Origin of the sequence: Pusillimonas sp. NJUB218 (assembly GCF_003788685.1) — a bacterium.
Classification (GTDB): domain Bacteria; phylum Pseudomonadota; class Gammaproteobacteria; order Burkholderiales; family Burkholderiaceae_B; genus Neopusillimonas.
The window spans coordinates 55,142-67,904 of the sequence record NZ_NQMK01000008.1; the positions used below are offsets into that span (position 1 = coordinate 55,142).

Genomic DNA, 12,763 nt, shown 5'->3' on the forward strand with positions numbered 1-12,763 from the left:
TCGATTGTCATCTTGGCGTTCACGTCGGTGCAGGGGCTAGCCTGTTAAGTAATATTGCAAAGGCGGGCGGGGTATAGGCCTGCGGCGTCAAACTGCACCACGTCAAGCCACACCAAAAGGAAACGCGCACCATGAAAGCTGTAGAAATTGTTCGCCCCGGCGGGCCAGAAGTGCTGGTGCTGACCGGCCGTCCTACGCCAGTGCCAGGCGCAGGCGAAGTTTTAATCAAGGTGGCCGCTGCGGGTATTAACCGTCCCGACGTGTTTCAGCGCGCTGGAAACTACCCGCCGCCGCCTGGTGCATCCGATTTACCTGGGCTTGAGGTCGCAGGCGAAATTGTGGGTGGTGACGCTGCCGCAGGCGGCTTTGCAATCGGTGATCGTGTGTGCGCATTGGTGGCGGGTGGTGGATATGCCGAATACTGTGTCGCCCCTGCGGTGCAGTGTTTGCCCGTTCCCGATGGCCTGACCGACATTGAAGCTGCTGGCTTGCCAGAGACTTATTTCACGGTATGGAGCAACGTTTTCGACCGCGGACGGCTGTCATCCGACGAAGCCTTGCTGGTGCATGGCGGCGCCAGTGGCATTGGCACTACGGCCATTCAGCTGGCCGTTGCGTTGGGGCATCGTGTCTATGCGACGGTGGGGTCAGATGAGCGCGTGAAGGCCGTCGAAGCTCTGGGGGCAACCGCCGGCATCAACTACCGTACGCAAGACTTTGTCGAGCGCATCAAGGCGCTGACCGACGGTAAGGGGGTGGACGTCATTCTGGATATGGTGGCTGGTGACTATATCGAACGTGATCTGAAGTGTTTGGCTGACGACGGGCGGATCGTTATTATCGCGCTGTTGGGCGGGCCTAAAGGTACGGTCGATTTCAATCAGGTGCTTCGACGTCGTCTTACGATTACCGGCTCGACACTTCGCCCGCGCCCAGTCAGTTTCAAGGGGCAAATTGCTCAGGCGCTTCGTGGCAAGGTTTGGCCACTGTTGGCCGCAAAAAAGATCAGGCCTGTAGTGCACGCCACGTTTCCTCTGGCCCGAGCCGCTGATGCACATGCCCTCATGGAGTCGGGTGACCATATCGGCAAGATTGTTCTGACCGTCAATTGAGTGTTTGATCTATGCGGTTGCGGTTAAATCAGGCTACAATAGCGGGTTTTCTCGACTAAGCCTGTAGGCCCATGAATACGAATCAAGAACGCCAGCGCCTGGTAATTGGTAACTGGAAAATGAACGGCAACCTTGCCGATAACGCCCGTTTGCTGGGTAGTGTGCTAGAGGGCGTTGCCGGTGTCGGTGCGTGCTCGGTTGCTGTTTGTGTGCCGTTTCCGTATTTGGCGCAGGCGCAGGCCGCTTTGTCGGGTAGTGCAGTGTCTTGGGGTGCCCAAGACGTCAGCGTTCATGGTTCCGGCGCCTATACCGGCGAAGTCTCCGCTGCCATGCTCAACGACTTTGCTTGTCGTTGGGTGCTGGTGGGGCATTCTGAGCGACGTACGTATCACGCCGAAACCAACGAGCTGGTTGCGCAAAAAGCCAAAGTAGCCCTCGATGCGGGCTTGACGCCCGTCGTGTGCGTGGGCGAAACCCTGCAGCAACAAGCAGCCGGCGAAACGGCCCAGGTCATTACCAGCCAATTGGCGCCCGTGCTTGCCCTTGGCGCGCAAGCCGTGGCAAAAATGATCATTGCCTACGAGCCCGTTTGGGCAATTGGTACGGGGCTTACCGCCACGCCTCAACAGGCTCAAGATGTGCATGCGCTTATTCGTAAGTTGTTGTCTGAACTAGGCGTTGCGCAGGTGCAGGTACTGTACGGCGGGAGCGTTAAAGGCGCGAATGCGGCCAGTTTGTTTGCCATGCCCGACATCGATGGTGCGCTGGTTGGCGGCGCAGCGCTTGTTGCCGAAGAATTTCTTAGTATTGCGGCCGCTTAAAGGCCCGGAGTCATCACATGCAATGGTTGTCGTCCCTTCTTCTCGCGATTCAGGTTATTTCATCGCTGAGCATCATTATTCTGGTCTTGTTGCAACAAGGTAAGGGCGCCGACATGGGCTCTTCGTTCGGGGGTGGCTCGGCCGGCAGCCTGTTTGGTGCCACAGGTGCTGCTAACTTCCTGTCGCGTACTACCAAGTGGGCTGCGGTGGTGTTCTTTGCGTCTACCATCGGTTTGGCCTATGTGTCGCACCGCACGGGTGACTCCATCCTCGACACCGGTATTATGCAAGGCTATCAGCCCGAAACTGCCCCTGCCGCGGGTTCTGCCGTGCCCCAGGTCCCGGGTGCAGCGCCTGCAGCGGTGCCTTCAGCGCCGGGGTCGACGTCTTCTGCAGTACCTGCTGCGCCGGTCGATGGTGCCCAGCAAGCGCCTTCGACGGGTGGCTCTGCGGTGCCCGCCGCTCCTGCCAGCGGTAATTAAACTGCGCAAGCAAATAAAATTTAAGCGTGCTATAATTGCGTGCTTTACAGCAGTACCAGTAGCAAAACAGCCGACGTGGTGGAATTGGTAGACACGCTATCTTGAGGGGGTAGTGGCGAGAGCTGTGCGAGTTCGAGTCTCGCCGTCGGCACCAAAAACAGTTAACCCGCATGTGTGCAAACCGTGCGGGTTTTTTGTTGCCTGCTGGATTTTTGCAAATGCAAATCGTTTACAATATCATTATTGTTTTATGATGTTGCCGCCGTTGGGTGGTGTGTTTGCAAAGGGAAAGCATGAAAAAAGTATTGGGTTCTTTGCTGGCTGTGTGTGCGCTGGTGGCTGCGCCTGCGGTTGGCGCGGCGCAGCCGGCGGCTGTGGTTAAAAACTATGCCGATATTGCGCAGGCCAACTACGAAGATGCACTTGCGGGAGCACAGAAGCTGCAATTGGCCGTAGCGCAGCTTTTAAAGGCGCCCAGCCCCGGTACCCTGCAGTCAGCCCGCCAGGCCTGGATTGACGCGCGGGTGCCTTACCAGCAAACCGAAGCCTTTCGTTTTGGCAACCCAATTGTTGACGCCTGGGAAGGTGGCGTCAATGCTTGGCCGCTGGACGAAGGCATGATTGATTACGTCGACGCTTCCTATGGCACCGACTCTGACCTAAATGCTTATTACGTCGTTAACGTTATTGCCAACCCTCAGCTTAAAATTGGCGGGAAAACCGTAGATGCAAGTCAGATTACGGCAGAGCTGTTGCGCGACGTTTTGCACGAAGCCGATGGTAATGAAGCCAACGTGGCAACGGGTTATCATGCTGTAGAGTTTTTGCTTTGGGGGCAAGACCTTAACGGCACGGGCCCGGCGCCTGCAGGCGCAACAGGTTCACCGCAAGCGCGCCACGCCGGTAATCGTCCCCACACTGATTTTGATCTGGCCAATTGCACGGGTGGTAACTGCGATCGGCGTGCCCGGTATTTAGAGGTCGTCACCCATATGTTGGTCGACGACCTGAAAGAAATGGTGTCGTACTGGCAGCCGGGCGGCAAGGCAAGGGAAGCTGTGCAAGCCGATGGAAAAGCGGGTTTGGTGGCCATGCTGACCGGGCTGGGTAGCCTGTCTTATGGCGAGCTTGCTGGCGAGCGGATCAAGCTAGGCTTGATCTTGCACGATTCCGAAGAAGAGCACGATTGTTTTTCCGACAATACGCACAATGCCCATTATTACAACCAAGTTGGCATGATGAATGTATATCTGGGGCGTTATGAGCGTACCGAGGGTGGCGCCGTCCAGGGGCCTTCGGTTAGCGACCTGGTGCAAGCCGTTAACCCGGCGCTCGACGAAGAAATGCGTGCTCGGTTGCAATCGACACTGGCCGCAATGGATGTCATGCGCGACCGTGCGCGCAACATTGAGACCTACGATCAGATGATTGCGCAAGGCAACGCAGAGGGCAATGCCGTTATTCAAGCTATTGTTGATCAGTTGGTTGCCCAAACCCGAACCATCGAACGGGTGATCACTGCGCTTGATTTGGGTGGCGTTCAAATTGAAGGCTCTGACAGTCTCGATGCGCCCAGCGCAGTATTTCAATAGTTCTACGTATATAGCGGCCCTTCGGGGCCGCGATTTCGTTCAGCAGAACCAAAGTGAAACTTAAATAAAGTAGGTCGTTATTGTGTTTGCTCGAAAGACATTGGGTAGGTGCGCTCCCCTGATTCTTATCTCAATCCTGGTGACAGGAACATTCAACCAAGGTGTGTTCGCCTCAGACGCTGCATTGGTGCCGCGCCCCGATTTATCTGAAACTGATCGGCAACGCGTGCTTACGGTAACGGCGCCTACTGCCGACTTTTCTAAAGCCGAGGCGTTCGAGCAAATGCAGGGAGGTGCGGGTACAGTCGTCAAGCGTGTCAACGCCGACATTTTCTCTCATCCGGCGGCTAATTTAAGCTTCGAGGGGCGCCAGGAGTTCATGGTCGGAAATGGCGTGTTCCGAAAAGACTGGGTTTCATCTCCTGCGTCAACCCTGGCTTCTGATGGGTTGGGGCCTTTGTTTAACGCGCGGTCGTGCCAGGCTTGCCATGTTAAGGATGGCCGGGGTACTGTGCCCGGCCTCGACCCAGAAGATAAAAGCGAGGCGATGGCTTTGCTAATTCGTTTTGCACTGCCTTCCGGCGCGCCAGACCCGGTTTACGGGCGGCAGCTGCAGCCCTTTGCAGTGACGGGGCTCGCGGGCGAGGGGCGGCTGCGTATTGCTTATTCGCCAGTCAATATTGAATTGGCCGGGGGGGAGACCGTCGTGTTGCAACGCCCAGATTACACCATCGATGCGCTGGGCTACGGCCCCCTCGACCCTAACGTCAGATTGTCTGCGCGCTTGGCCCCGCCGATGCTGGGCTTAGGTTTGCTTGAGGCGATTCACCCCCAAGACATCCTTAAGAATATCGATACGCCGCAAACGCGCCGCGACGCGGTATCGGGTCGCCCCAACTGGGTGACTGACCCTGAGTCGGGCCAGAAGGTTCTTGGTCGCTTCGGCTGGAAGGCAGATCAGCCTTCCGTCAAGCGCCAGTCGGCTGAGGCGTTTTTTATGGACATGGGTTTGTCAACGCCGCTGCGCGAAGACCCTTATGGCGATTGCACAGCACAACAAGCGCCTTGCCGAACCTTGCCGCATGGTGTCCAAAAAGAGCAGGGTGATCACGAGGTGCCGGGAAATCTTATCGATTTCGTGACGGTGTATTCGTCGAACCTGGCGCTGCCTCAGCGGCGTGAGGTGTCCAGCCCAAAAGTGCTGGCTGGCAAGAAGCTGTTTTATGAAGCTAATTGTATTGCTTGCCATGTGCCCAAATACGTAACCCGCCGCGACGCGGCGCGCTCCGAACATCAGTTTCAGCTGATCTGGCCTTACACCGACATGTTGTTGCACGACATGGGCGAAGGGTTGGCAGATGAGGATGGCAAAGAGACGCTGCAACGAGAGTGGCGCACGCCGCCGCTGTGGGGCATTGGCTTGACCAAGACCGTGAACCCCAATGCAACGTGGCTGCACGATGGTCGTGCACGCACACTACTCGAAGCGATTCTATGGCACGGCGGCGAGGCGCAGGCTGCGCGCGACAGGGTGGTCGCCATGTCTCCCGAAGATCGTGCCAATTTGATCCAGTTCCTGGAGTCTTTGTAATGAAATTCTTGTGTTTAGTGCCCTTGCGCTCAATGATGGCAGCGTGTGTTTTAGGCACCACGCTGGGGCTTTTGCCCAATGCGTCACAGGCCGACGAGGTGAATGAAGTTTCGGCAACACAGCGTGTTAATGTCGTTGACAACGCCGGGGCGGGTCAACGCTGGGCGGAGGCCTACATTCAACCGAGCTTTGCCACGTTGACCCATGCCGCCGGCAATTTGGTCAAAGAGATCCAGGGGATATGCGCGAACTCTGGACGAAGAGACGCAGCGCTTCTGGGTGAGGCTTTCAAAAATGTTGTCGACGCCTGGTCGCGTGTCCTGTTTTTGCGCTTTGGGCCCCTGGTTGAAGCCAACCGTTACGAGCGCATTAGTTTCTGGCCAGACGTGCGCAATGTGGGCGCGCGACAAATTCCCAAAATCATCGGGCAATACGAGGCGGGCCAGGCGCCCGAACTGTCGAAACAAAGCGTGGCGGTGCAGGGGTTGCCGGCGCTGGAATATGTGCTGTATCGCGAGGGTGGGCTGATTCAGGCCGTCGCTTTGGGTGAGCCTTTCAGCAAAGTGATGAAGGCGCAGTGCGACTACGCAGCAGCAATTGCTGGCAATTTGGTCGCGACGGCTAACGAGCTGGAAAGCACCTGGTCTGAGCAAGGCGCTTACGGGAAAGCATTTAAGCAACCAGGGCCAGCGGCGGCATATCGTAGTCTCGATGAGGTGTTGTCTGAAGGCATCAAGGCCATGGCTACGGGCCTGCAATTCACCAGCGACATTCAAATCAAGCCCGCGTTAACATCGGGCAACTCGAAATTGTTGCCGTATTGGCGTAGTGATCAAACCCTCTCAGCCTTGCGGGCTGGCATCGTAGGGATGCGCGAGTTCATGGCGGCGGGTCAGCTGAGTCTGGGTGAGCAGGGTTGGGCACAACAGCAGTTTTTGGCCGAACTGACCCGTGCTGACGCCCTTTTGCAAGGGCCAGAAGATTTTGAGGCGGTTGCTTTAATACTCGACAATGCGCGTGCTTTGCTCGTGCAGGATATCGCGCCAGCGGCAGGTGTTGCTTTGGGCTTTAACGCGCTGGACGGTGATTGAGTTTGGTGGATGCCTCGCACGAGCCCTTGGGGTGGCCGCAAGCCGGCCAGTTTTGAGCGCGGGGTGCGCAGGCAATCGCAGGAAAAGAATATGAATACTATCGAGCGCCGCCTCTTTCTGAAACGCATGCTGAGTGCCGGGGTATGGGGCGGCAGCCTGGTGTGGGCTCCGGCGTTTTCCCGGGCGGCATCTATGGCAACAAGCAGGCAAGGGCCAGGCTCCGCAATTGGATCGGGTGCCCAGCTAACGGCGTCTGGGGTAATTAAACCGAAGGGCACGTTAGGCGAAGACCTGTATCTAGCTGCGCGACAGCGTGGGGCTCAGCACGAAATTGCGGTATTCGACGCGAATGGTCGAGTTGTTAAGACTGTACCTATTCCCGACCGTGGCCACAGCTTTGCCATCGATGCAAACCATGAGCGTGTGGTTGCTTTTGGACGGCAGCCCGGCTTTTTCGCTATGTCTTTCAAATTGGACGATAGCGACGGCCCGCCATCCAAGATCACCGCCGCGCCTGGTCGTCATTTTTTTGGTCATGGGGTGTTTTCGCCCGATGGTGGTCTATTGGCTGCTACCGAGAATGACTACGATGAGGGCCGAGGTGTGATTGGGCTGTATCAGCCTGATGCGCAAGGGCAGTGGCAACGGGTTGGCGAATGGTCAACGCATGGTATTGGTCCGCATGAAATGATCTTGATGCCCGATGGCCGCACCGTTTGCGTTGCCAACGGGGGGCTATTGACGCATCCAGACTATGGCAAGCTTGTGCTTAATCGCGACAGCATGCAGCCTTCGCTGGTATATATCGATTTACTTACCGGTGAGTTGCAAGAGCAGGTATTTGTTCCGTCGCCCTGGCAACAGCTTTCAATCCGGCACCTGACGCTGGATAGCGACGGGGTGGTCTGGTTTGGCGGGCAGTATGCAGGTCCCGCAACGCACTCGCCGCCGTTGGTAGGTTACCACCGGCGTGGCCAGGCGCTTGCTTTTGCACACCCCGGCGATAGTTCTTCAGGCGCGTGGCAGCCCCTGAAGAATTATGTGGGCTCATTAGCGTGCGATGAAAGCGGGCGCTTTATTGCGACTACCAGCCCCGTGGGGGGCGTTGCCATGTTCTGGGACGCGGCTAAGGCCGCGCGGGTTGGGGCGGCGCCGCTGTTCGATGGTTGCGGTGTTGCGTGCGCACCTGGCGGTGGGTTCCTGATTAGCAGCGGGGCAGGGCAGTTATGTCATGTGTCGCTGGCCGGTGTCGTACAAGACGGCGGGTCGTCGCCTGCTATTGATATCCAGCCTATTTCTAGTAGCGCCGAGGTGTCTTGGGACAACCACATGAGGCGGGTTCAAGCGTAGTGTCGTCTTTCAGCGCTGCCCAAGTTATTGGTGGCGGGTGCATTATCTGACCGCTAGGTTTGTACTGCATCGCTCGTCGAGTTACCTGTGCCTATTTGCGACATAGTTAACACGATGTAACGTTTGTCTAGCCGTTTGCTGTCCAAAACCTATAGGCAATATCCCGTAGATCGTTGTTCTGTCGATGATTTTGCTGCAATGTGACAAAGATATTTCAGGTCATAAACAGACTGATCGGTTTGGTTTGTTTATATTAAAAAATATAAATGAAACAGTTAGTTAATCGTTTCTCTGCGCTAAAAATCTATAAAAAAATTTAGATTTTCGGCCCGCAAACTTTGCAAAAATGTTGCAGCAAATAAACTAAGGGTTAACCCTTGGTTTTGGGTGGTTTTTGCATCGCTTTGTTGTTTTATGGCCACGCGTGACCCGAAATAAAACGTGTTTTTGTCATTCTCGATAGCAAGGTTGGCCGATTTTTGATGCAATAGCTACAACTTCCCACCGCGGAGTTAAACAAGGCGGCAGAGCACATAGACTTTGCCGCCGATTTACTCAAATCTACGGAGAATCACAAATGAAAAAGAGTCTGCTCACAGCCGCGCTGGTCGCTGGCTTTGCTGCAACAGCTGCTCAGGCTGAAACCTCGGTAACCCTGTACGGTGTTCTGGACGGCGGTGTTCAGTACCAAAAATTCAAAGGCCAAAACGCTGCGGGCGATAGCGTTAGCCGTGATCTGACCGGTATGGCTGATGGCATTAATTCGGGCAACCGCTGGGGTCTGAAAGGTTCGGAAGATCTGGGTAATGGTTTGAAGGCAGTTTTCCAACTGGAAAGCGGCTTTAATCTGGGTACTGGTGAGTCGGGCCAGAGCGGCCGTTTGTTCGGCCGTCAAGCTACTGTCGGTCTGCAGTCCGATGTTTGGGGTCAACTCGACTTTGGTCGTCAAACCAACATTGCTTCGAAGTACTTCGCTGATGTTGCCAGCCCGTTCGGTGTAGTCTTCGGTCAAGCTAACATCGGCTCCGCTTTCAGCGCCGCCGGTAACCACCGTCTTGACAACATGATCATGTATCAGACACCGAAGTTTGCTGGTTTCCAGTTTGGCTTGGGTTATTCGTTCAACGCTGACGGCGGTCAAACACCTGACAACGCCAATGGTGAGAACCCCAACACACGCTCCTGGACTACTGGTCTTCGCTACGGCAATGGTCCTATCGCTGCTGCGCTGACATACGACCAAGCTAAAGATGCCGACGCACGCGGCGGTGTGTCCATGAAAGCCTGGGCCTTGGCTGCAAGCTACGACTTCGAAGTCGTTAAATTGCACCTTGGCGGCGGTCAAACCCGTAACGGTTGGTTTGCTTCAAACTCTTCTTTGAACAATGCTACAGGTCTGAACTTCGGTGCTGGCGCAAATTACCGTCTTGGCAGCCTGTCTTTCAACGACGGCTTGAAAGTTAACTCCTACACTGTCGGTCTGAGCGCTCCTATCGGTTCGAACAGCACAATCATGGCTAACTGGATGATGTCTGATCCTAGCAATGAAGGCACACGTCAGTGGGGTAACGACAAGCAAAACGTTTACAGCATTGGCTACACCTACAACCTCTCCAAGCGTACCAACTTCTACGCTTTGGGTTCGTATGCCAACGGGGTAAACTTCCAGGACGAACTGAAAGCAACGCAAGTTGTTGCCGGTATCCGTCACCGCTTCTAATCGTGTCTGACACGGTTTAAGGCAGTAAAAAAGCCACCCTTCGGGGTGGCTTTTGTTTTGGTGGTGCGCTGCAGCAGATTTGTATCAGAACAGGGTTAACCCGAAAAATGCCGCGCGCAAAATGATACAATCCGGAAGTTTACTTATCACGATTGGATGCACGGCATGAACCTGCAAGAATATTTTCCCGTTCTGCTTTTCATCATCGTAGCAACGGCTATCGGGTTTGCGCTGCTTACGGTGGGGCGGGTATTGGGCCCTCATCGGCCCGACGCTGAAAAGCTCTCACCCTACGAGTGCGGCTTCGAAGCCTTCGACGATTCGCGCATGAAATTCGACGTGCGTTATTACCTGGTCGCCATTCTGTTTATTTTGTTCGATCTCGAAATCGCCTTCTTGTTCCCTTGGGCCATTGCAAACGGTACCGTCGGCCTTGTGGGTTTCTGGACGGTAATGGTGTTTCTGGCGGTGCTCACCGTCGGTTTTCTTTACGAGTGGAAAAAAGGCGCGCTCGACTGGGAGTAAGCCTTTTTTGCGGCGTGGCCCAACGGTTGCGCCGCGTTCTGCGTTGTCCTTTCCGCATTTCCCCTCTCTTGGCATTTAGGCAAAATCATGGCTATTGACGGCATTCTGAAAGAAGGCTTTATCACCACCAGTGCAGACAAGTTTCTGAACTGGGCCAAAACAGGCTCTTTATGGCCCATGACCTTCGGTCTGGCCTGTTGTGCGGTCGAAATGATGCACGCCGGCGCGGCGCGCTACGACCTTGACCAGTTCGGTATTATTTTTCGCCCCAGCCCCCGTCAGTCCGACCTAATGATTGTCGCCGGCACGTTGTGCAACAAAATGGCGCCTGCCCTGCGCAAGGTTTACGACCAAATGCCCGAGCCGCGTTGGGTTGTGTCTATGGGTTCATGCGCCAACGGCGGCGGCTACTATCACTACTCCTATTCGGTTGTGCGCGGTTGCGATCGCATCGTTCCGGTCGATGTCTACGTGCCGGGCTGTCCGCCCACGGCCGAGGCGCTGGTTTACGGCCTGCTGCAAATGCAGAACAAGATCCGTTTAACCAACACCATCGCCCGTTAATCGGTCGGCTGTTTTCATTACCGTTAAAAGATCACATCATGACCCGGCTTGAAACGCTAAAAAATAACCTCCAGGCGCAGTTTGGCGCGGCCTGTGCGCTAACCGAAGCGTTTGGCGAACTCACCCTCGAAGTATCCGCCGACCAATGGGTCGATGCCTGTACGGTGCTGCGCGACAAATCCGCACTCGCGTTCGAATCTTGCATCGACCTGTGCGGCGTCGATTACGCGACCTACGGCGAGCCTGCCTTCATGGCGCCGGCGCCTAAATTCCCTCAGCGTTTTGCAGTGGTGCTGCATCTGTTGTCGGTTACGCACAACTGGCGTCTGCGTGTCCGTGTCTGGGTGCCCAACGACGACTTCCCCGTCATTGCATCCCTGGTCAACGTATGGCCCAGCGTCAACTGGTTCGAGCGCGAAGCCTTTGACTTGTATGGCGTCGTTTTCGAGGGGCATCCCGATCTTCGTCGCATTCTTACCGACTATGGCTTTATCGGCCATCCTTTCCGCAAAGACTTTCCGCTGTCGGGTAACGTCGAAATGCGTTACGACACCGAACAGAAGCGGGTGGTTTACCAGCCGGTGACCATCGAGCCGCGCGAGATCACGCCGCGTATCGTTCGCGAGGCAGGTTACGGAGTAGAGCGTTAACATGGCTGAAATCAAAAACTACACCCTGAACTTTGGCCCGCAACACCCAGCGGCACACGGCGTGTTGCGCCTGGTGCTCGAGCTCGACGGCGAAGTCATCCAGCGCGCCGATCCGCATATTGGTCTGTTGCACCGCGCCACCGAAAAGCTCGCCGAGCATAAAACGTTCATTCAGGCCTTGCCCTATATGGACCGTCTCGACTACGTGTCCATGATGTGCAACGAGCACGCCTACGTCATGGCTATCGAAAAGCTCGCCGGCATTCAGGTACCGCTGCGGGCGCAGTACATCCGCGTCATGTTCGACGAAATCACCCGCATTCTTAACCACCTCATGTCGATTGGTTCGCACGGTCTCGATGTGGGCGCCATGGCGGTGTTTTTGTATGCCTTCCGCGAGCGCGAAGACCTGATGGACTGCTACGAAGCCGTTTCCGGTGCGCGCATGCACGCGGCTTACTACCGTCCGGGTGGCGTTTATCGCGATCTGCCCGACACCATGCCTCAGTATGGCGAAACCAGCAAGTATCGCAGCGCCAAAGAGCTCAAAGCCATGAACGATGCGCGTTCAGGTTCAATGCTCGATTTCATCGAAGATTTCACCAACCGGTTCCCGGCGTGTGTCGACGAATACGAAACCTTGCTGACCGACAACCGTATCTGGAAGCAGCGTCTGGTGGGCGTGGGTGTAGTCGATCCCGATCGCGCCAAGGCGCTTGGCTTTACTGGCCCCATGCTGCGTGGCTCAGGTATTGCCTGGGATTTACGCCGCACTCAGCCCTACGAAGTCTACGATCGTCTCGAATTTGATATTCCTGTCGGGACCAACGGCGACAGCTACGACCGCTACCTGGTGCGTGTGGCCGAAATGCGCGAAAGTAATCGCATTATTCGCCAGTGCGTCGAGTGGTTGCGTAACAATCCTGGTCCAGTCATCTCCGATAACCATAAGGTGTCGCCGCCGTCGCGTGAAGACATGAAGACGGGTATGGAAGACCTGATTCACCATTTCAAGCTTTTTACCGAAGGTATGCACGTGCCGCGCGGCGAAGTGTATTCGGGTGTCGAGCACCCCAAAGGCGAGTTCGGCATTTATATGGTTGCCGACGGGGCTAATAAACCCTACCGCCTTAAAATTCGCGCGCCGGGCTTTGCCCATCTACAGGCTCTCGACGAAATGTCGCGCGGACACATGATTGCCGATGCCGTGACCATTATTGGTACGCTCGACATCGTGTTTGGTGAAATCGACCGCTAACCGGCGC

At 55.8% G+C, this 12,763-nt stretch carries 12 protein-coding genes and 1 tRNA gene; all 13 read left to right on the forward strand.

The window, feature by feature from the left end; genetic code table 11:
- Positions 1 to 131: 131 nt before the first annotated feature.
- The 13 genes from CHR62_RS11120 to CHR62_RS11180 all read left to right on the forward strand — a co-directional run bounded on the left by CHR62_RS11120 (position 132) and on the right by CHR62_RS11180 (position 12,756).
- On the forward strand, positions 132 to 1,112 hold the full coding sequence (locus CHR62_RS11120) for an NAD(P)H-quinone oxidoreductase (RefSeq protein ID WP_093969128.1): 981 nt from the start codon (positions 132 to 134) through the stop codon (positions 1,110 to 1,112).
- A 71-nt stretch (positions 1,113 to 1,183) separates the two neighbouring features.
- Positions 1,184 to 1,933 (forward strand): triose-phosphate isomerase, encoded by a 750-nt coding sequence (gene tpiA / locus CHR62_RS11125; protein WP_093969127.1) that lies wholly within the window; start codon positions 1,184 to 1,186, stop codon positions 1,931 to 1,933.
- A gap of 17 nt (positions 1,934 to 1,950) precedes the next feature.
- The gene (gene secG, locus CHR62_RS11130) at positions 1,951 to 2,415 is read left to right on the forward strand and encodes a preprotein translocase subunit SecG (protein ID WP_093969126.1); all 465 of its coding nucleotides are present in this window, start codon (positions 1,951 to 1,953) and stop codon (positions 2,413 to 2,415) included.
- 69 nt (positions 2,416 to 2,484) lie between these two features.
- A tRNA-Leu gene (locus CHR62_RS11135) sits at positions 2,485 to 2,569 on the forward strand.
- 139 nt (positions 2,570 to 2,708) lie between these two features.
- Positions 2,709 to 4,007 (forward strand): imelysin family protein, encoded by a 1,299-nt coding sequence (locus CHR62_RS11140; RefSeq protein WP_123660991.1) that lies wholly within the window; start codon positions 2,709 to 2,711, stop codon positions 4,005 to 4,007.
- 163 nt (positions 4,008 to 4,170) lie between these two features.
- On the forward strand, positions 4,171 to 5,598 hold the full coding sequence (locus CHR62_RS11145) for a di-heme oxidoredictase family protein (RefSeq protein ID WP_233574971.1): 1,428 nt from the start codon (positions 4,171 to 4,173) through the stop codon (positions 5,596 to 5,598).
- Positions 5,598 to 6,689, forward strand: a complete 1,092-nt coding sequence (locus CHR62_RS11150; protein WP_158609124.1) for an imelysin family protein — start codon at positions 5,598 to 5,600, stop codon at positions 6,687 to 6,689. Before CHR62_RS11145 ends, CHR62_RS11150 begins: the two co-directional genes overlap by 1 nt.
- 90 nt (positions 6,690 to 6,779) lie before the next feature.
- The gene (locus CHR62_RS11155) at positions 6,780 to 8,039 is read left to right on the forward strand and encodes a DUF1513 domain-containing protein (protein ID WP_233574972.1); all 1,260 of its coding nucleotides are present in this window, start codon (positions 6,780 to 6,782) and stop codon (positions 8,037 to 8,039) included.
- 577 nt (positions 8,040 to 8,616) lie between these two features.
- The gene (locus tag CHR62_RS11160) at positions 8,617 to 9,759 is read left to right on the forward strand and encodes a porin (RefSeq protein WP_123660993.1); all 1,143 of its coding nucleotides are present in this window, start codon (positions 8,617 to 8,619) and stop codon (positions 9,757 to 9,759) included.
- Positions 9,760 to 9,924: 165 nt separating this feature from the next.
- Entirely contained in the window at positions 9,925 to 10,284 is a 360-nt protein-coding gene (locus CHR62_RS11165; RefSeq protein WP_093969558.1) for an NADH-quinone oxidoreductase subunit A, read from the forward strand.
- An 87-nt stretch (positions 10,285 to 10,371) separates the two neighbouring features.
- Complete coding sequence (locus CHR62_RS11170; protein WP_017524972.1) at positions 10,372 to 10,848, forward strand: NADH-quinone oxidoreductase subunit B family protein; 477 nt, start codon at positions 10,372 to 10,374, stop codon at positions 10,846 to 10,848.
- 38 nt (positions 10,849 to 10,886) lie between these two features.
- The gene (locus tag CHR62_RS11175) at positions 10,887 to 11,498 is read left to right on the forward strand and encodes an NADH-quinone oxidoreductase subunit C (RefSeq protein WP_123660994.1); all 612 of its coding nucleotides are present in this window, start codon (positions 10,887 to 10,889) and stop codon (positions 11,496 to 11,498) included.
- A 1-nt stretch (position 11,499) separates the two neighbouring features.
- The gene (locus CHR62_RS11180) at positions 11,500 to 12,756 is read left to right on the forward strand and encodes an NADH-quinone oxidoreductase subunit D (protein WP_123660995.1); all 1,257 of its coding nucleotides are present in this window, start codon (positions 11,500 to 11,502) and stop codon (positions 12,754 to 12,756) included.
- Positions 12,757 to 12,763 lie beyond the last annotated feature (7 nt).